Consider the following 17855-nt stretch of genomic DNA (forward strand, 5'->3'; position numbering starts at 1 on the left):
GCGGCATGGGGGATCTGCTCGTCTTCGTGCTGAGCGGTCTGGTCTCCGGCGCCCTGTACGCACTGCTGGCCACCGGGCTGGTGCTGTCGTACTCGGCGTCCGGACTGTTCAACTTCGCGCACGGGGCCACCGCCTACCTGTGCGCGCTCACCTTCTACGAGCTGCACTCGGGGCTGGGCTGGCCCGCCGTCCCGGCCGCCCTGCTGGTGGTCTTCGTACTGGCCCCCGGTCTCGGCTGGGGGCTGGACCGGCTGATGTTCCGGCGGCTCGCCCGGGTCGGCGAGACCGCGCAGATCGTGGCCACCATCGGGCTGCTGGTGGCACTGCCGGCCGCCGGTCTGTGGGCGGTGGAACTACTGGCGGAGGCGGGCGCGCCGGTGAAGCCGGCGGAGAACCAGTTCGGGCTGCCGGGGGTGGGGCCCAGCCCGGCGAGGTCCTGGCAGCTCACGGACGGCGTCGGCATCGACTCGGACCAGCTGATCACCTGGGTGGTGACGGCGCTGGTGGCGGTGGCCCTGTGGGTGCTGATGCGGCACACACGGCTGGGGCTGCACCTGCGGGCCGCCGTCGACAACCGTTCGCTGACCGAGCTGCGCGGCATCAGCGCCGACCGGCTGTCGTCGGTGGCCTGGATGATCGCATCGGGCCTGGCGGGGCTCGCGGGTGTGCTGGCCACCCCGCTGCTGGGGCTGTCGGCGCACGACTTCACCCTGTTCCTGTTCGTGTCGGCCACGGCGGCGGTCATCGGACGGTTCGCGTCCGTGCCGCTCGCCTTCGCGGGCGGACTCGGGCTCGGAGTGCTGCAGAACCTGGTGGCCGGGTACGCGTCCTTCGCCGAGTCCGTCACCGGCTTCCGGACGGCCGTGCCCTTCCTGATCCTGTTCGGCGGGCTGCTGGTGCTGACCCGCGCGGCACGTACGGCGGGGGTCGCGGCCGTGGACGCACCGCCGGTCGACCACCTGGCCGGAGCCTCGTGGGGGCGGCGGTGGGGGGTGTGGGCGGCGGGCGCGGCGGCCCTGTGCGTGGCGCTCTACACCGTGACCACCCCCTTCTGGAGCGGCCTGCTGGCGCAGGGGCTCGCCATCGCCCTCGTGTTCATGTCCTTCACGGTGGTGACCGGGCTCGGGGCGATGGTGTCGCTGGCGCAGGGCACCTTCGTGACCGGCGCCGCGCTCGTGGCCGGGCTGCTCATGAGCCGGGGCTGGCCCTTCGTGGCCGCGCTGGCGGTGGGCACGTGCGTGGCGGCCGTGCTGGGGGCGCTCGTCGCGCTGCCGGCGCTGCGGCTGGGGGGCAGGTCCCTGGCCCTGGCCACGCTGGCGCTGGCCTTCCTGGCCGATCAGGTGCTGTTCCAGCTGCGCTGGCTGCGCAACGGCGATGCGGGGTGGCCGATCCCGCGGCCGGTGTTCGGACCGGTGGACCTCTCCGACGACCGGGCTCTGGGGGTGGCCCTGGTGGTCCTGGTCGCGCTGGTGGCGGCCGGGCTGACCGCGCTGCGGAACTCGCCGTCGGGGCGGGCGATGCTGGCGGTCCGGTCGGCCCCGGCGGCGGCGGTCGCCTCGGGGGTCTCCGTACTGCGCACGAAACTGCTGCTGTTCACGCTGTCGGCGGGGCTGGCCGGGTTCGGGGGCGTGCTGTACGCGTCGTACAACACCCGGATCACGGCGACGGACTTCACGGCGATGACCGGGCTGGTGTGGCTGGCGGTGGTCGTGGCGGCGGGCGTGCGCAGGCCGCAGTACGCGGTGGTGGCGGGGCTGGTGTTCGCCGTCGCCCCGCGGCTGCTGTCCGACTACGTGACCGAGTCCGCGCACCTGCCGGTGATCCTCTTCGGCCTGGCCGGGCTGGCCCTGGCCAATGACCCGGACGGGTACTGCGCGGCGGTGCCGGTGCGGCTCGCGCGGCGGCGCGCCACCGATTCCCGGGGCTCCGCCCCGGACCCCGCGCCTCAAACGCCGGCGGGGCTGAATTCGCCCGGCGAACCCGGCGTCGCCCTGGAACTGCGCGGGGTCACCGCCGGGTACGACGGGGGGCTCGTGCTGCACGGGGTCGATCTCACCGTCCGCGCGGGCGAGATCCTCGCCGTGCTCGGGCCGAACGGGGCCGGGAAGAGCACCGCCTGCCGGGTCGCCGCCGGGCTGCTGCTCGCCACGCGCGGGGCGGTGTACGTGGGCGGGCGGGACGCGACCCGGGACGGGGCCGTACGCCGGTCGCGGGCCGGGGTCCTGCTCGCCCCCGAAGGCCGCGGGATCTTCCCCGCGCTCACCATCGAGGAGAACCTGGCCCTGTACCTCCGGGACGCCGGTGCCCGGGCCGCCGTCTACGCGCGCTTCCCGCGGCTCGCCGAGCGGCGCGGGATCCCCGCCGGAGCGCTCTCGGGCGGGGAGCAGCAGATGCTGGCCCTGGCTCCGCTGCTCCAGCGGCCGCCCGCGGTGCTGATCGCCGACGAACCCTCGCTCGGGCTCGCCCCGCGCGTGGTGGAGGAGGTGTACGCGCTGCTCACCGAACTCCGCGACGCCGGGACGGCGCTGCTCCTGGTGGAGGAGAAGGCGGCCGAGATCCTCGGGATCGCCGACACCGTGGCCTACCTCTCTCAGGGCCGGGTCTCCTGGTGCGGCCCCCGGGCCGAGGTGGAGGCGGACCGGCTCACCGAGGCCTACCTGGGGATGGCGACATGAGCGAGGGCGGGTACGTGCTGGAGGCCCGCGGGGTCGGCGTGCGCTTCGGCGGCGTCCGGGCGCTGAACGGGGTGGATCTCGGGGTCCGCGCGGGCGAGGTGTGCGGGCTGATCGGGCCGAACGGCGCCGGGAAGACCACGCTGTTCGACGTGCTGTCCGGAATCCGCCGCCCCGACCAGGGGCGGATGCTGCTGGACGGGGCGGACGTCACCCGCCGCTCCCCCGTCTGGCGGGCCCGGCACGGGATCCGCCGGACCTTCCAGCGGCAGCAGTTGTTCGGGCAGCTGAGCGTGGCCGACAACGTGCTGGTGGCGCAGGAGTGGCGGGGCGGCGGGGGCGGGCCGGCCGCCGATCTCCTCGCCCTGCCGGCCCGGCGGGCCCGGGAGCGCGAGCGCCGGACCCGCGGCGAGCGGGTGCTGGCCGACTGCGGGATCGGCGCGCTCGGGGCCTCGTACGCCGGCGGGCTGCCGGTCGGGCAGGCCCGGATGGTGGAGCTGGCCCGCGCGGTGGCCGATCCGCCGCGGGTGCTGCTGCTGGACGAGCCCGCGTCGGGCATGTCCGCGCCCGGGCGCGACCGGCTCGCGGAGGTCGTGCGGCGGCTGGCGGAGCGGGAGGGCTGCGCGGTGCTGCTGGTCGAGCACAACGTGGCCTTCGTGATGGAGCTGTGCGCGCGGGTCGTCGTACTGGACCTCGGGACGGTGCTGGCCGAGGGCACCGCGGCCGAGGTGCGGGCGAACCCGCTGGTGCGGGAGGCGTACCTCGGGTCCGCTTGAGGGTGCGTACGGAACCGATGGCGGGAATACGTTGCACGAGCGGCTGGTTATCGCCCCTCGTGCGACGCTCCACCACCGCCGCACCGACGAACCACGAACCACGAACCGACGTGAGGGAACGACCAGACGTGAACCAGGTCCCCGCCATCAAGCTCAACAACGGCACGCTCATGCCCCAGCTCGGCTACGGCGTCTGGCAGGTGCCGGACGCGGAGGCGGAGCGCGCCGTCGGGACCGCCCTCAAGGCCGGATACCGCAGCATCGACACGGCCGCCATCTACGGCAACGAGGCGGGCACCGGCAAGGCCGTCGCCGCTTCCGGGCTGGCCCGCGAGGAGCTGTTCGTCACCACCAAGCTGTGGAACGGCCCGAAGCAGAAGTGGGGCCGGGACCAGGTGCTGCGCGCCTTCGACGACTCCCTCGCCAAGCTGCGCCTCGACCATGTCGACCTGTACCTGATCCACTGGCCGCGTCCGATGCGCGACGATTTCGTCGCGATCTGGAAGACCTTCGAGGAGATCGCGGCGAGCGGGCGTGCCAAGGCGGTCGGCGTGTCGAACTTCCGCCCGGCCGACCTGGAGCGGATCGCCGCCGAGAGCGAGCTGGTCCCGGCCGTGAACCAGGTCGAGCTGCACCCGCTCTTCCCGCAGGCCGAGCTGCGCGCCGTGCACGCCCGGCGCGGGATCGCCACCGAGGCCTGGTCCCCGCTGGGCCAGGGCAAGGAGTTGCTGACGCTCCCGGCCGTGGCGGCGATCGCCGCCGCGTACGGCCGCAGCGCCGCGCAGGTGGTGCTGCGCTGGCACCTGCAGCACGGGAACATCGTGATCCCGAAGTCGGTGACGCCCGCGCGCATCCGGGAGAACCTGGACGTGTTCGGCTTCGAGCTGGCGGCCGCGGACATGGCGGCGCTGGACGCCCTGGGCGCGGGCGCGGCGGGCCGCCGGATCGGGCCGGACCCGGCCGAATTCGACGTGTGACGGGATCCTGGTCGGGGTCCGGGTACGGGTACGGATCCCGGCCCGGGTACGGGTCCGGGCGGCCCTTCCCGCGGGTCAGACGCGTACGAAGCTCCGTATGCGGTACGTCGGCTCCGCGCGCGGGACGTCCTGGTCCGGCAGCAGTTCCAGCCGGGCCGCCAGCTCCTGCGCGGTGATGCCGCGCGGGACGATCCGGGAGGCGTACCGGCCCGCAAGCAGGGACTCGGCGGAGCCGCGCGGGGTGCGGCCCTGGCCGTGGCCGGTGAAACGGGCCTCGCCGACCGGAAGCAGGCCCGCCCGGGCCGCGTAGGCCTCGACCTCCCCGGAGGCGTCCGAGGGGGTCGGGGTCAGGTGCGCGGCGAAGACGGCGTCGATGTCGCTGCCGACGTCGTGCGCCGAGTCCTTGTCCACGGTGGCGAGGAAGACCCCGCCGGGCCGCAGCACCCGGGCGGCCTCGGCGATCACCGCCGGCACCAGTCCCGGCTCGCGCAGCAGGTGCAGCAGCCACACCGCGCTGACCGCGTCCAGGGATTCCGAGCGGACCGGCAGCCGGGCCGCGTCGGCGAGGGTCACCGGGATGCCGCGCCGCAGCGCCGTCGCGGCCATGCCGCGGGAGGCGTCCGCGCCCAGGACGCGCAGGGCGGGGCGCCTGAGCCGGCTGGTGACGATGCCGGTGCCGCAGCCGAGGTCGAGGAGGGTGTGCGCGTCCGCGGGAAGCAGCGCGAGGACGGCTGCGGCCGCCGCCTCGGCGCGCGGGACGCCGCCGCGGGTGGTGTCGTAGGCCTCGGCCTCGGCGTCGTAGTCGAGCAGGGATCTCACGGACGGTATGTGCGTGGTCATCAGCTCGCGCCGTGGGCCGGGGCGAGGGCCTCGACGCGTTCGGCGAGTGCGAAGTCGGACTCCGTCACCACACCGCCGGCGTCATGGCTGTTCACGGAGAGCCGGACCGTGTTGTAGCCGAGGGTCAGGTCGGAGTGATGGTTCAACTCGTCCTGGACGGTGGCGATATGGACGACGAGGGCGCTCGCGGCGAAATGCGTGCCCAGCCGGTAGGTGCGGAAGATCCGGTCGTCCTCGAAGGACCAGCCGGGGAGCTCCCGCAACCGGTCCTCGATCTCCTTCTGTGACAGCGGCTCACTCGGCATGCACCGGCTCCTTTTCCCCGTGACGTGTAGTCAAGGTTCCCACAGTGCACACCGGACCAATCCTTTCGCGCCATAGTGCGCTCGGGTACTTCTACGCCTTCCAGGTCCGTCGCACCCCCCATATGCTCCTGCGCCGAACACACTGTTACCAGCGGTAACGAGGGGGCATTCGCCATGACGGGCACAGGAAGTTCCAGGCGTACGTTCATCGCGGGCGCGGGCGCGGCGGCCGCCGCCGGGGCGGTCCTGGCCGGGGCCGGGGCGACCCCGGCGGCGGCTGCCGGACCACCGCCTGCCGGACGGCGTGTCGCGGTGCTCGGCGGCGGGGTGGCGGGCCTGACGGCGGCGCACGAACTCGCCGAGCGCGGCTACGCCGTGACCGTGTACGAGCGCCGGGCCCTCGGCGGCAAGGCGCGCAGCATGGACGTACCCGGCAGCGCCCGCGGCGGGCGCCGGCCGCTGCCCGCCGAGCACGGCTTCCGCTTCATCCCCGGCATCTACCACAACCTGCCCGACACCATGCGGCGCATCCCCTTCCCCGGGAACGCGGCCGGGGTGTGGGACAACCTCGTCGCCCCGCGCGAGATGATGTTCGCCCGGGCGGCCGGGCGCGAGGACCTGCGCGGACCCATCCCCTGGCCCGGGCACTCCCCCGCCGAGCTGACGCCCGAGGAGATCCGGCGGGCCCTCGGCGGCATCCTGCAGACACTGGTCCGGCTCCCGCCGCACGAGACGGCGTACTTCGCCGACCGCGTGCTGGTCTTCCTCACCAGCTGCGACGAGCGGCGCGAGGAGGTCTGGGAGCGGACGCCGTGGTGGGACTTCGTGCGCGCGGAGCAGATGTCGAACGAGTACCGGCGCATCCTCGCCGTCGGCATCACCCGCAACATCGTGGCGACCAAGGCCGAGGAGGCCTCCACGCGTACGGTCGGCACCCTCGGCGAGGCCTTCGTCCTCAACCTGCTGGGGCGCGGGGCGGACGGCCCGCCCGACCGGATCCTCAACCTGCCGACCAACGAGGCCTGGATCGACCCCTGGGAGGCCCATCTGCGCTCCCTCGGCGTGGAGTTCAGGATCGGCTGGACCGTGCGGGAGGTGCGGTACGCGGGCGGCCGCGTGAGCGGGGTCGCCGTCGAGGGGCCGGACGGCGCCGCGCAGACCGTCACCGCCGACCACTACGTGAGCGCGCTGCCCGTCGAGCATGCCCGCCGCACGTGGAGCGCGGCGCTGCGGGCCGCCGATCCGATGCTGGGGCGCTGCGACAAGCTGGAGACGGACTGGATGACCGGCATCCAGTTCTATCTGACCGAGCGGGCCGAGCTGGTGCACGGCCACCTCAACTGCATCGACTCGCCCTGGTCGTTGACGGCGATCCAGCAGGCCGAGCACTGGCCGTCCCGCGACTTCCCGGCCGACTACGGCGACGGGGCGGCGGTCGACTGCCTGTCGGTGGACATCTCCGAGTGGGACAAGCCGGGGATCCTGTACGGGAAGACGGCCAAGCAGTGCACGCGCGAGGAGGTGGCGCGCGAGGTGTGGGCGCAGCTGAAGGCCTCCCTCAACGACACAGGGCGAACCCTGCTGACCGACTCCGCGCTGCACTCGTGGTTCCTGGACCCGGGCGTGGACGGGCTCGGCACCCCGCACCCCACCAACCAGGACGAGCTGCTGATCCACCCGGTCGGCACCCTGCACAACCGGCCGAGCGCGGGCACCCGTATCCCGAACTTCTTCCTCAGCGGGGACTACGTCGCCGTCGACATCGACCTCGCGACGATGGAAGGGGCCAACGCGTCGGCGCGCGCGGCCGTCAACTCCCTGCTGGACCGGGACGGTTCCGGCGCACCGCGGTGCACGGTCCACCCGATGTACCGGGCGCCGGAGCTGGAGCCCGCCAAACGGCACGACCGGTGGCGCTACCGTCTCGGCCTGCGGAACGTCTTCGACCTGGGCTGACCCTCCTCGGCTAACGTCGTGCGCATGACGACGACGAGTGTGGGCACCCTGCTCCGCGCCTGGCGGGAGCGGCGCGGCATCAGCCAGCTGGAGCTGGCGGGCCGCGCCGACTCCTCGTCCCGGCACATCAGCTTCATCGAAACGGGCCGGTCCCGGCCGAGCGAGGAGATGGTGCTGCGGCTCGCCGGCCATCTGGACGTGCCGATGCGGGAGCGCAACTCCCTGCTTCTCGCAGCGGGTTACGCCCCGCGCTACGCGCACACCGCGCTGGACGACCCGGCGATGGAGACGCTGCGCGAGGGCATCGCCCGCCTGCTGACGGGGTACGAGCCCTATCCGGCCCTGGTCGTGGACGCCGTGTACAACGTCGTCGCCGCCAACCGGGGCATCGCGATGCTGCTGGACGGACTGCCGGAGCACCTGCTGGCCCCGCCGCTGAACGCCATGCGGATCACCCTGCACCCCGAGGGCCTGGCCCCGCGGATCCACAACCTCAAGGAGTGGCGCGGGCACCTGCTGGCGCAGATGGAGCGGCAGATCGCGCTGGCCCGCTCCGAGCCGCTGCGCGCCCTGTACGAGGAGGTGTCGGCCTATCCGGTCGCCGAGCGCCCGGGCGGCAGCGCTCCGGAGGAGCCCACCTCGTACATCGCGCTGCCGCTGGTCATCGAGCACGACGGGCACCTGCTGTCCTTCGTGTCGTCCATCGCGACCTTCAACACGCCGATGGACGTGACCGTCGCCGAGCTGGCCATCGAGACGATGCTCCCGGCCGACCCGGCGACGGTGAAGTACCTGCGCTCACTGGGCGGCTGAGCCCGAGCGCAGGGCGAGCTGCTGGAGCACGGCGAAGCCGGCCACGGTGACGGCCTGCACCGGGATCCACAGCAGCCCGGCAGTGGTGGGCTCGAACCAGAGCGCCGCCGACGCCAGACTGAGGGCGGCCCAGGCGTAGTTCGTCTCGATGACGAGCTTCACGGGAAGGACGGGCGGCTGCCGCCGCGAGCCGAGCCATCCGACGGCGGCCCCGTACGCGACGAGGAGGATGCCGAGCTCCAGCAACAGCGGCTGCCCGACCCCGAGCAGCCGGCCGAGCGGGGCGGAGAAGGCGACGTACGCGATCCCGTTGGCGGTGGTGACGAAGGAGTCGAGGGCGAGGAACCGGCGCAGCGCGGTCTGCGGGACGCGGTTGCGGGCGAAGCCGGTGAGCGGGGTCGCGGACATGCGAATCAGCCTCCATCGAGGTCGAACGGCCAGGTGGGACACGGATCCCGGGACCGAGTGCGCGGCCCCGGAACCCGATGCGTCCACTGTGCCGGGGCCTGCGGGGAGGGTCGATTACCTCCGAGGTAACGGCCCCACCCGGGGACGTCCAGGGCAGGCCACGGCTCCGGCCGGCTCCCACCCCACACCGTCCGGCCCAGAGGCGGCCCGGAAGCAGGGCCGTCCTGGCGAACACACCGCTGCCCCCCTTCCCCATGATTCGCCGCTGGATCCGGTGCCGTACCGGCACGTGGAGGAACAGAGCTCGTGTGAGACGAGAAGTGAGACCACGGATCTGAAGGCGTGGCACAGTGTCGTCATGAAGGTGTGCGGCCGACCCCGGGTGTGCTTGCTGCCCGCTCGACCCCGGGGTTGACCTGTCATCAGCTCCTTCTGAACGGCCCGGTCATCCGTGAGGGTGGCCGGGCCAGTTGCTGGTCACGGTGACGATGAGCGAGCCGATCTGGACCGCAAGGGCGACCAGAGGCTCGATGCGGCCGACGGTCTTGAGAGCGTCGGCCAGGCGCCGCCGCAAGCGGGGCCACCAAGGCTCGTCCTCGTGGGGGTCGTGCGCGTCGTGCACGGTTCTCCTTCCTTCAGAGTGACCACCTGCCTGAAGCCGCGCTGCCCCGAAGCGCATCTACAAGGGGGCGCACCCGGCTTCCGGCTTGGGTGAGGAACGAATCCAGTACACGGGCTGCACATTGATCCTTCCAACGTGTGAACAGACTGCGGAAAGAATGCCGAACAAGGCGCTGACCTGCGCCTGCAACATCAACTTCACCGAACGGGGCACGCTGCGGCTGTTGTTCCGGAACAATCGGCGGGGTACGAACAACGGGGGGCATCCGTGGCAGGCCGCAGGCTCAAGGACTTACCGGACGACGGATCGGCCCGCACCCGGCTTGCGCAGCGCATGCGCGTGCTGAAGGAGCAGGCCGGGGATCCCACCTACGTCGAGATCAGCAAGCGCACGGGCTATTCGCGTACCGCCTTGTCCGGCCTGTTCAACGGTCAGGCACCCAGCCGTGAGCTCCTTCAGGACGTCGTGCAATGGCTCGGGGGAAACCCGCGGGAGTGGCTGGCGTTGCTCGCTCAGGTCCAGCGCGAGGAGGAGCCCCAGCGGGAGTCCGCCCCCGGACCCGCGGAGGAACTGAAGCGTGCTCGCGAGGAGATCGCCGCGTTGAAACTCATGATCGCCAACCCGGACGATGCCGGGTTCTGGGCGGATCGCAAGTTGACCGCCGCGACCGACCAGGCCCGTAGCGCGTCGGACATGGAGCGTCAGGCCTCGGAACTCCTCACGCAGGTGCAGACCCAAATGCGTCGACTGGAGGACATGCGCACCAGCATCGAACGGAACGGCGACGAGATGATCCGCAACGCGATGACACAGGCCACCCTCAGCAAAGAGCGTGCACAAGTGGAGGCAACCGAGCTGATCCGCGATGCGGAGAACACGGCCGCTCACATTGTCGAAAGCGCTCGGGCGCAGGCGGAACGCATCGGTGCCGACGCCCAGACCTACGCCTCCAGCCTGCACGGGCGGGCCGGCGAGCAGGTCGACGCCCTGTTGCGGGAAGCTGATGCAGTGGCCGCAGACGCACGGCGCGATGCCGACCGGCTCAAGGCGCGCGCACGTATCGAAATCCAGCGGATGGTTCGCGACACCCAGGAAGCCCTCCACCGCGTCGGCAAACCGAACATCGCCCAGACGTTGGAGCAGCTGTTGATGGATTTCGCGATCGGCGACATCCATCCCGAGGACGGTCCATCCGGACGCCATCGCCGCTCCGCACTACCCGCATCCGTTCCCCGCCCCGAACTCACCGCCTGAAGCTGCTGACAGAGGGGATGGGACCCTCCCCACGCTTCCCACGACGTACTGCGCCCACCTACGGCGCCCCGCCAGAGGCATCGGTTCTGACAGGAAGCCGACCGTTCAGGCCGGGCCCACGACGCGCCCCGAGCGCGACCGCCGCCGCCCGGCTCCGCCCGGAAGCGCCGTCTCAGGAGTGGTCCTTCAGCGCCTCGTAGGCTCGCTCGATCTCGCCCAGGTACTGCTCCAGGCCGAAGCGGACCTCGTCGACGGTGGTGTCGTCGCGGTCCGCGTACATGAGGTCGGACCAGATGACCGTCTCGCCACGGAGCCGGACCTGGATGGTCAGCCGGTCCGGCCCTGATTCGGGTGGTTCGGTCGCCACGTCCGCGCCGCGCGGCGTGTCCGTCGGATAGAGCGGCCCGCCCGGGCGGAGCAGCTGCCTCGGGCCGAGACCGGCCATCCTGCTGTCGCTGCGCGCCACCACGTCGAGGCCGTCGACGAAGAGGTAGGTGTGGACGGCCGCACACACCGGCGGCCCGGGGCACGCGCTGATGAGCAGCGTGCTCTTCTCGTTGTCGCTCTGCCTGTCGGGCGCGGTGGCCCTCAGCGCACGCGGGGATCTACGCGGCATCCGCCTGATGTGAGGTCATGGGGCGATCTTAGCGGCTGCGCGCCGCCCCCGATCCGCCGGCCGCGCGCCCGGCCAACACCTGCTGTCCGGGCGGAGTTTGCCGTGCAGCTTCGGGGCGGGGTGATGCCAACCCTTTTTGAGCTGTACGGCAGGAAACGTTGGGGTTCCCCTGGTTCGGCCAGAGGCGGGAGGCTAGGCTTCACGGAGCCCGAATCACTCGAACGCCTTGTCGACATATGGAGAATCCGCCGGTGCGAGCCGCCGCCCGACCCGATCTCGGCGCCATCTGGCGCCGCACCTGGGCACTGGCGCAGGAGCACGGGCAGGATCCGGCCGAGGTGCTGGCGGTGGAGCGGCTGAGTCATCTGTCCGGGGTCGAACCCGGGCGCGTACCCCAGGTGGTGGCGGGCACCGCCGTGGAGGCGCCGCTGGAACGGCGGGTGCACCAGCGGTTCCTGCGGCTGCGCGCGACCCGGCGCGACAAGCACGGCCGGGAGTGGCCGCTGGCGGCCATCGCCGACGACTTCGACGCCCCCGGCGCCTCTCTCGGGCCGCTCAACGCCGGTACCGGGCTGCCCCGGATGGGTCACGCGGCCGGTGTGCAGCGGTTCTTCGGCGTCCATGCCGGTTTCCTCCTGGCCGACAGCAAGAGCGCGGTGGAACGGGTCCTCGCCCTGTCCGCGACCACCGTCTCGGACGGCCGGGACGACCTGGAGCACCTGTCGTACCTCACCGGCATGACCCCGCAGGCCATCCGGCTCACCCTCGACGGGAGGCCGCCCCGGCTCCCGCTCAAGGAGCAGGTGCACCTGCGGTTCGAGCACCTGCGCCGCACCCGCGTACGGGAGGACGGCCAGCCCCACTCGCTGGCGGCCATCGCCAAGTCCTTCGACGCGTCGGGGCAGTCGCTGACCCGCCTCGCCCAGGGCGAGGGCCTGCCGAACCTCGCCGCGGCCGCCGGGATCCAGCGTTTCTACGGCGTCGAGGGCGGCTTCCTGCTGGCCGACGACACCGAGGCGCTCTCCAGCGCCCTCGCCCTGATCGAGGGGGAGTTGGAGTCCGCGGTGCGGGACCGGGAGAACCCGATGCTGGCGGTGCTGCGGGCGCACGACGTACGCAGCATCGTCACGCGGGCCGGGCGGCTGTCGCCCCAGGGCTGGAAGTCACTGGCCGACCACTTGGACGACCTCCTCGCGCGCGAGGGGCAGCTCGGAGTTCCGGGCACGAAGAGCGGGGCGCCGACCGAGGGCGCCGCCGCCGAGGGAGAAGCACCATGAGGACCACACGGGCCATGCGCAAGCTGGGCTCCGAACTGCTGGAGGGCGCGCGCCTGACGCCGCCGGCCGATGCCAGGGAGATCATCGGGGCGCTGTGCGCCGCCTACTCCGAGCGGCGTGGCGGAGAGCGGAAGGTCGATGTCCATTTCACCTCCTTCCCGCCCGACACCGCGAGCGGGCTGTGGCTGGAGCTGGACGACGTCGACCTGATCGTCGTCGAGCAGCACACCCGGCCCGAACACCAGCTCGTCATCGCGTGCCACGAGTTGTGGCACCTGGACGAGGGCACCTGCGAGAGCCTCGGTCCGGGCATGCTGGTGGCTGCCCGGCTGGCCGGACGCCCCGGCCGCCTCGCCGATCTGCTGACCTCCGGCTCCGGGCTGGACGCGGTGGTCCGGCAGGCCGCCGCCCGCGCCGACCACGGGGATCCGGCGGAGATCCGGGCCGAGACCTTCGGCCTGCACCTCGGCAACACCCTGCGCTCCTACCTGCCCTCGCCCCGCGAACAGCAGCTCCCCGAGGCCATCGAGCGCATCAAGTCCTCACTCGGCTGGGGAAGCCCCGTGCCACGCCGTGACCCGCACCAGCCGGTCGCCGCATCCCTCACGCCGATGCCCTCAGCACGGCCTTGACAGAGAGCACGCCACGATGAACCAGTCCACCCCGCCCCGCCACGCAGTCGTCATAGGCGGCAGTCTGGCCGGCCTCCTCGCGGCGGCTGTCCTCGCCGAGCACGCCACGGTCACCGTCATCGACGCCGACCCGCTGCCCGAGGGTCCGGCCCCGCGCCGTGGACTCCCGCAGGCACGGCACACCCACCTCCTGTGGTCGGGCGGTGCCCGTGCCATCGAGCGGATCCTGCCCGGCATCACCGACGACTGGACGAAGGCGGGGGCCCTCCGCCGCAGCCTGCCCACCGACCTGGTCACCAAGACCGCCCAGGGCTGGATCCCGCGCTGCGGGGAGAAGCAGTTCAACATCTCCTGCAGCCGCGATCTCCTCGACTCGGTGGTCCGCGCCCGGGTGACCGGCCTGAAGGGGGTCTCCACGCTCCAGCGGAGCCGGGTCCGCGCCCTGGAGGGCACGGCGTCCCGGGTCACCGGCGTCCTCGTCGACACCCCGGAGGAAGCGGGCCGGCTGCTGACGGCCGACCTCGTGATCGACGCGAGCGGTCGCGGCTCGCGCGCCCGGACCTGGCTCCAGGCGCTCGGCGTCACCGGCATCCGGCAGGCCGAGGTCGACTCGGGGCTCGTCTACGCGACGAGGATCTTCGAAGCCCCGGCCGGAGCCCACGAGATGGGCTTCCCCATCGTCAACGTCCAGTCCGACCCCCGGGTGCCCGTCCCGGGCCGGACGGCCACGATCGTGCCCATCGAGAACGGCCAGTGGCAGGCCACCCTCTCGGGGACCCGCGGCGGCCAGCCGACCAGCGACCCCGACGCGTTCATCCCGTTCGCCAAGGCCGTCCGCGACCCGATCGTCGGGGAGCTCCTGGAGGGCCGCAAGCCCCTGACGGACGTCGCCGTCACCCAGGGCACCGCCAACCGCCGGATCTACTTCGAGAAGGCCGAGCTGCCCGACGGCTTCTTCGCCGTCGGCGACTCCGTCGCCACCTTCAACCCGCTGTACGGACAGGGCATGAGCGTCGCGGCCCAGGGGATCCTCGCCGTACGCACCCTGCTGCGGGCGAAGGGACTGGAGCATCCCGGGATCGGCCGTGAGGCGCAGCGCGCCATCGCGCCGCACGTCAGCACCGCCTGGGAGCTCGCCACGTCGCAGGACATCCTGTATCCGGGGGCCACCGGGATGAAGCCGCGCGCCGGCACCGGTCTGCTCAACGGGTACGTCAGCAGGCTGATGACGGGGGCGACCACCGACGAGGCGCTCACCGCCGCCCTGTTCAAGGTCCTCACCATGAGCACCGCGCCCACCCACTGGCTCCATCCGTCGGTGGTCTGGCACGTCCTGCGCGCTTCGGACCGGGGCGCGCTGAAGGCGCCGCCGCTCACCGCCGCCGAGCGGGCCGTCGCCGGGCTCGACCGGGCGCCCGGCGCGAAGCCCGGCGCGACCCCCGGAGCCGGAACCGGAACCGGCACCGGCACCGCTGCCGAAACAGGGACAGGGACGGGGACAGGGACGGGCGCCGACGCCGTCGGACAGGCCCGATGAGCGGCAGAATGCTGCCGCTCCTGCCCGCGTCCCTGATGGTCCTGGCGCTGCTGATCAAGCTGCCGAAGCTGCGCCGGGACCGGGACCGGCCGCTGAACCGGACGGCGTGCGCGCTGCTCGCCGTCGGGGCACCCATCAACTTCCTGGCATCGCCGTCGACCATCGCCTCGGTCAACCGCCGCACCGGCGTGGTCAACTTCTCCGCGCCCCTGGTGTTCGGCCTGTGCACGGTGTTCTCCGGGCTGTGCGTCGTCCTGGTCCTGCAGTGGCGCGGCGGGCCGCCCGCGGCCGTGCGCCGGTCCACCCGGCTGACCACGGCCCTGTTCGGCACCGCGACCGCGGCCATCGTCGTCCTGTTCGTGATCGGCGACGCACCGGTGGAACGGCTCCAGGACCTGGACACGTACTACGCGACGACGCCGTGGATCCGCGAGATGATCGTCTGCTTCCTCGTGGCGCACACCATGGGCACCTCGGCGCTGACCTGGCTGTGCGGCAAGTGGCTGACGCGCGCGGACCGCGCGCAGCGCCCGCTGCGCACCGGGCTGGCCCTGATCGTGGTCGCCGGGCTGATGGACCTGGCCTACCTGGCCGCCAAGTGGGCCTCGGTGGTCGCCCGCTGGACCGGCCACGACCTGGTGTTCCTGTCCACGGACGTGGCGCCGCCACTGGCCGGGGCCGCCGGGCTGCTGCTCGGTGCCGGGTTCGTCGTGCCGCTGGTCGGCGGGTCGGCGACATGGGTGGCCCTCGGCCAGTACCGGCGGCTGCGCCCGCTGTGGAAGGCCCTGCGCGGATTCGCCGCGACCCAGGGACGGACCGTCCCGCTGGCCTGGTGGTCCCCGGTGGGGATCCGGCTCATCCACCGCGAGTCGGTCATCGACGACGGCATCCTGGCACTGGCCGGCTGGTTCGACCCCCGGGTGCGCAGCGCCGCGTACGAGGAGGCCCGGGGCCGGGGCATGGGCGAGGCGCGGGCCGCCACGCTCGCGGACGCGGCCGTCCTGGCGGCCGCCTGCCACCGCAAGGCCGCCGCCGCGCGCGGATCCGTGCCGGGGCCGGCCGCGATCCCGGAGCCCTACCGTCTGGGCCGGCGGCCCCTGACCGCCCTGGCCGACGCGTTCCGTACCTCCGACATCGTCGCCGCGGCCCGTGACGCGGACACCGCCGGCACGCCGGACCTGAACCCCGACCCGGTCGGCGTGTGAGGCGCACAGCCCCGGGGAAACGCGACGCCCCGGACCGAGGGCCGGGGCGTGCGTGCGTGCGCGTGTGAGCGCGGGCGTGCGTCGTACGCGGGATCCGCGCGGTGGGATCAGAGCTCCGCGAGGTCCAGCCCGGCCTGCGCGGCGGCCGCCTGCACGGTCTGCTCCAGCAGTACGGCGATGGTCATCGGGCCGACACCGCCCGGCACCGGAGTGATCAGCGAGGCCCGGGCGGCGGCCGACTCGAAGTGCACGTCGCCGACGTTGCCCTCGTTGTAACCGGCGTCCAGGACCACCGCGCCCGGCTTGATGTCCTCGCCCCGGATGAACTCGGCCTTGCCGACGGCGGCGACCAGCACGTCCGCCTGGCGCACGATGGAGGGCAGGTCCTGGGTGCGCGAGTGGCAGTAGGTGACGGTGGCGTTCTGCTCCAGCAGCAGCATCCCGGCCGGCTTGCCCAGGATCGCGCTGCGGCCGACGACGACGGCGTGCTTGCCGGTCAGGTCCACGTCGTAGGCGGCGAGCAGGCGCATGATGCCGCCGGGGGTGCAGGAGACGAAGCCCGGCAGCCCGAAGCCCATGGCGGCGAAGGAGTGCATGGTGACCCCGTCGACGTCCTTGCCCGGGGCGATGGCCTCGAAGGCGGCGCGCTCGTCGATGTGGTGCGGGACGGGGTGCTGGAGCAGGATGCCGCTGATCTCCGGGTCCTCGGACAGCGCGGTGAGGGTGGCCACCAGCTCCTCGGTGGTGGTCCCGGCCGGCAGCTCGACGTGGCGGGAGGTGATCCCCGCCTTGGCGCAGCGGTTCTGCTTCATGCGGACGTAGGTCACGGAGGCCGGGTCCTCGCCGACCAGCACGGTCGCGAGGCAGGGCGCGGTGCCGGTGCGCTCGGTGATCTTCGCCGCGTAGGCGGCGGTCTGCTCCGAGATGCGGCGGGCGAGGGCCGTGCCGTCCATCAGCTGGGCGGAGCCGGCGGCAGAGGCGGGGGCAGTGGCAGTCTGGGCAGTCGTCACGGGGTCTCCTGAACGTCGCTGCGGATCGCGGTTCGCCCAGGCGCGCGGCAGCCGACGTACCGGAGGTCCACAGGTACGCCGGGCCGCTCCCCGGTGGTGATCCACCCGAACGCCAGTCACGGCCCGCCGACCACTGTAGTCGACATATCCGGTGGTTGTCGGGCGTCCGACCTGGGACGATCAATACATGACGCGTACTTTCGACCATCTTGTCGCCGAGGCCGAGTCCGTCTCGGTGGACGGCTGGGACTTCTCCTGGCTCGACGGCCGGGCCACCGAGCAGCGCCCCTCCTGGGGGTACCAGCGGCTGATGGCCGAGCGCCTGGCCCAGGTCCGGTCCGCGCTGGACATCCAGACCGGTGGCGGTGAGGTCCTGGCCGGGTGCGCTCCGCTGCCGCCGCTGACGGCGGCGACCGAGTCCTGGCCGCCCAACATCGAGAAGGCGACGCGGCTGCTGCACCCGCTGGGCGCGGTGGTGGTCGCCGACGCCGACGAGCCGCCGCTGCCCTTCGGCGACGCGGCCTTCGAGCTGGTGACCAGCCGGCATCCGGTGACCATCTGGTGGGAGGAGATCGCGCGGGTCCTGACGCCGGGCGGCAGCTACCTCTCGCAGCAGGTCGGTCCGGCGAGCGTCTTCGAGCTCGTCGAGTACTTCCTCGGCCCGCAGCCGGAGGAGGTCCGGCGCGCCCGGCACCCCGACGACGCGGTCGCCGACGCCGCCGCGGCCGGCCTCGAAGTCCTCGATCTGCGCTCCGAACGTCTGCGCACGGAGTTCCACGACATCGGAGCCGTGATCTACTTTCTACGGAAGGTGATCTGGATGGTGCCCGGCTTCACGGTCGGGCAGTACCGGGACCGGTTGCGTGAGCTCCACGAACGGATCGAACGCGAAGGTCCGTTCATCGCTCACACCGCCCGCTTCCTCATCGAGGCCCGTAAAACGGGCTGATCTGAA

At 72.8% G+C, this 17855-nt stretch carries 17 protein-coding genes and 1 riboswitch; of the genes, 11 read left to right on the forward strand and 6 right to left on the reverse strand.

Annotated features, from left to right (window positions below; all coding sequences use genetic code 11):
• Positions 1-5 precede the first annotated feature (5 nt).
• From ACZ4YL_RS01420 to ACZ4YL_RS01430, 3 genes are all read left to right on the forward strand, one after another.
• Positions 6-2675 (forward strand): ABC transporter permease subunit, encoded by a 2670-nt coding sequence (locus ACZ4YL_RS01420; protein WP_468113183.1) that lies wholly within the window; start codon positions 6-8, stop codon positions 2673-2675.
• Positions 2672-3448, forward strand: coding sequence for an ABC transporter ATP-binding protein (locus ACZ4YL_RS01425; RefSeq protein ID WP_468113184.1), 777 nt, complete (start codon positions 2672-2674; stop codon positions 3446-3448). The genes ACZ4YL_RS01420 and ACZ4YL_RS01425 overlap by 4 nt, the downstream gene beginning before the upstream one ends.
• Positions 3449-3576: 128 nt before the next feature.
• Positions 3577-4425: an aldo/keto reductase gene (locus ACZ4YL_RS01430; RefSeq protein WP_468113185.1), complete on the forward strand. Its 849-nt coding sequence runs from the start codon at positions 3577-3579 to the stop codon at positions 4423-4425.
• A 75-nt stretch (positions 4426-4500) separates the two neighbouring features.
• Here ACZ4YL_RS01430 and ACZ4YL_RS01435 read toward each other — a convergent pair whose 3' ends face one another.
• Together ACZ4YL_RS01435 and ACZ4YL_RS01440 are read right to left on the reverse strand one after the other, a co-directional pair.
• The gene (locus ACZ4YL_RS01435) at positions 4501-5235 is read right to left on the reverse strand and encodes a class I SAM-dependent methyltransferase (protein ID WP_468113466.1); all 735 of its coding nucleotides are present in this window, start codon (positions 5233-5235) and stop codon (positions 4501-4503) included.
• A 29-nt stretch (positions 5236-5264) separates the two neighbouring features.
• On the reverse strand, positions 5265-5570 hold the full coding sequence (locus ACZ4YL_RS01440; RefSeq protein WP_468113186.1) for a 4a-hydroxytetrahydrobiopterin dehydratase: 306 nt from the start codon (positions 5568-5570) through the stop codon (positions 5265-5267).
• Between the two features lie 174 nt (positions 5571-5744).
• Between ACZ4YL_RS01440 and ACZ4YL_RS01445 the strand changes: the two genes are divergently transcribed.
• Together ACZ4YL_RS01445 and ACZ4YL_RS01450 are read left to right on the forward strand one after the other, a co-directional pair.
• Complete coding sequence (locus ACZ4YL_RS01445) at positions 5745-7526, forward strand: hydroxysqualene dehydroxylase (protein ID WP_468113187.1); 1782 nt, start codon at positions 5745-5747, stop codon at positions 7524-7526.
• A gap of 24 nt (positions 7527-7550) precedes the next feature.
• Positions 7551-8339 carry a helix-turn-helix domain-containing protein gene (locus ACZ4YL_RS01450; RefSeq protein WP_468113188.1) on the forward strand — a complete coding sequence of 263 codons (789 nt, stop codon included), beginning with the start codon at positions 7551-7553 and terminating at the stop codon, positions 8337-8339.
• Here ACZ4YL_RS01450 and ACZ4YL_RS01455 read toward each other — a convergent pair.
• Both ACZ4YL_RS01455 and ACZ4YL_RS01460 read right to left on the reverse strand, forming a co-directional pair.
• Entirely contained in the window at positions 8325-8747 is a 423-nt protein-coding gene (locus ACZ4YL_RS01455; protein WP_468113189.1) for a hypothetical protein, read from the reverse strand. The two genes, ACZ4YL_RS01450 and ACZ4YL_RS01455, sit on opposite strands and share 15 nt — an antisense overlap.
• Positions 8748-9192: 445 nt before the next feature.
• Positions 9193-9369 (reverse strand): hypothetical protein, encoded by a 177-nt coding sequence (locus ACZ4YL_RS01460; protein WP_468113190.1) that lies wholly within the window; start codon positions 9367-9369, stop codon positions 9193-9195.
• Positions 9370-9636: 267 nt separating this feature from the next.
• Between ACZ4YL_RS01460 and ACZ4YL_RS01465 the strand changes: the two genes are divergently transcribed.
• Positions 9637-10623, forward strand: a complete 987-nt coding sequence (locus tag ACZ4YL_RS01465) for a hypothetical protein (protein ID WP_468113191.1) — start codon at positions 9637-9639, stop codon at positions 10621-10623.
• Between the two features lie 172 nt (positions 10624-10795).
• Here ACZ4YL_RS01465 and ACZ4YL_RS01470 read toward each other — a convergent pair whose 3' ends face one another.
• Positions 10796-11239, reverse strand: a complete 444-nt coding sequence (locus tag ACZ4YL_RS01470) for a hypothetical protein (RefSeq protein ID WP_468113192.1) — start codon at positions 11237-11239, stop codon at positions 10796-10798.
• Between the two features lie 251 nt (positions 11240-11490).
• On the opposite strand from ACZ4YL_RS01470, the gene ACZ4YL_RS01475 reads away from it, so the two are divergent.
• From ACZ4YL_RS01475 to ACZ4YL_RS01490, 4 genes are read left to right on the forward strand one after another with little or no spacing between them, the layout of a single operon-like run.
• A complete protein-coding gene (locus tag ACZ4YL_RS01475) occupies positions 11491-12516 on the forward strand; it encodes a hypothetical protein (RefSeq protein WP_468113193.1) in 1026 nt (341 codons plus the stop codon).
• The gene (locus tag ACZ4YL_RS01480; RefSeq protein WP_468113194.1) at positions 12513-13148 is read left to right on the forward strand and encodes a toxin-antitoxin system, toxin component; all 636 of its coding nucleotides are present in this window, start codon (positions 12513-12515) and stop codon (positions 13146-13148) included. The genes ACZ4YL_RS01475 and ACZ4YL_RS01480 overlap by 4 nt, the downstream gene beginning before the upstream one ends.
• A 16-nt stretch (positions 13149-13164) precedes the next feature.
• Complete coding sequence (locus tag ACZ4YL_RS01485) at positions 13165-14685, forward strand: NAD(P)/FAD-dependent oxidoreductase (RefSeq protein WP_468113195.1); 1521 nt, start codon at positions 13165-13167, stop codon at positions 14683-14685.
• The gene (locus ACZ4YL_RS01490) at positions 14682-15890 is read left to right on the forward strand and encodes an MAB_1171c family putative transporter (protein ID WP_468113196.1); all 1209 of its coding nucleotides are present in this window, start codon (positions 14682-14684) and stop codon (positions 15888-15890) included. Before ACZ4YL_RS01485 ends, ACZ4YL_RS01490 begins: the two co-directional genes overlap by 4 nt.
• A gap of 107 nt (positions 15891-15997) precedes the next feature.
• On the opposite strand, the gene ACZ4YL_RS01495 is transcribed toward ACZ4YL_RS01490, so the two are convergent.
• A complete protein-coding gene (locus ACZ4YL_RS01495) occupies positions 15998-16843 on the reverse strand; it encodes a bifunctional 5,10-methylenetetrahydrofolate dehydrogenase/5,10-methenyltetrahydrofolate cyclohydrolase (RefSeq protein WP_468113467.1) in 846 nt (281 codons plus the stop codon).
• An 84-nt stretch (positions 16844-16927) separates the two neighbouring features.
• Positions 16928-17030, reverse strand: a riboswitch (ZMP/ZTP riboswitch).
• 57 nt (positions 17031-17087) lie between these two features.
• Between ACZ4YL_RS01495 and ACZ4YL_RS01500 the strand changes: the two genes are divergently transcribed.
• The gene (locus tag ACZ4YL_RS01500; RefSeq protein ID WP_468113197.1) at positions 17088-17849 is read left to right on the forward strand and encodes a class I SAM-dependent methyltransferase; all 762 of its coding nucleotides are present in this window, start codon (positions 17088-17090) and stop codon (positions 17847-17849) included.
• The last annotated feature ends 6 nt before the right edge of the window (positions 17850-17855 follow it).

It is taken from the genome of Streptomyces sp. NPDC030021 (genome assembly GCF_055574035.1).

Coding starts and splice junctions, on each gene's coding strand:
- ACZ4YL_RS01480 (WP_468113194.1), top strand. CDS start 12,513: ATGAGGACCACACGGGCCATGCGCAAGCTGGGCTCCGAACTGCTGGAG.
- ACZ4YL_RS01420 (WP_468113183.1), top strand. CDS start 6: ATGGGGGATCTGCTCGTCTTCGTGCTGAGCGGTCTGGTCTCCGGCGCC.
- ACZ4YL_RS01500 (WP_468113197.1), top strand. CDS start 17,088: ATGACGCGTACTTTCGACCATCTTGTCGCCGAGGCCGAGTCCGTCTCG.
- ACZ4YL_RS01445 (WP_468113187.1), top strand. CDS start 5,745: ATGACGGGCACAGGAAGTTCCAGGCGTACGTTCATCGCGGGCGCGGGC.
- ACZ4YL_RS01440 (WP_468113186.1), bottom strand. CDS start 5,570: ATGCCGAGTGAGCCGCTGTCACAGAAGGAGATCGAGGACCGGTTGCGG.
- ACZ4YL_RS01490 (WP_468113196.1), top strand. CDS start 14,682: ATGAGCGGCAGAATGCTGCCGCTCCTGCCCGCGTCCCTGATGGTCCTG.
- ACZ4YL_RS01495 (WP_468113467.1), bottom strand. CDS start 16,843: ATGGACGGCACGGCCCTCGCCCGCCGCATCTCGGAGCAGACCGCCGCC.
- ACZ4YL_RS01450 (WP_468113188.1), top strand. CDS start 7,551: ATGACGACGACGAGTGTGGGCACCCTGCTCCGCGCCTGGCGGGAGCGG.
- ACZ4YL_RS01470 (WP_468113192.1), bottom strand. CDS start 11,239: ATGCCGCGTAGATCCCCGCGTGCGCTGAGGGCCACCGCGCCCGACAGG.
- ACZ4YL_RS01485 (WP_468113195.1), top strand. CDS start 13,165: ATGAACCAGTCCACCCCGCCCCGCCACGCAGTCGTCATAGGCGGCAGT.
- ACZ4YL_RS01425 (WP_468113184.1), top strand. CDS start 2,672: ATGAGCGAGGGCGGGTACGTGCTGGAGGCCCGCGGGGTCGGCGTGCGC.
- ACZ4YL_RS01455 (WP_468113189.1), bottom strand. CDS start 8,747: ATGTCCGCGACCCCGCTCACCGGCTTCGCCCGCAACCGCGTCCCGCAG.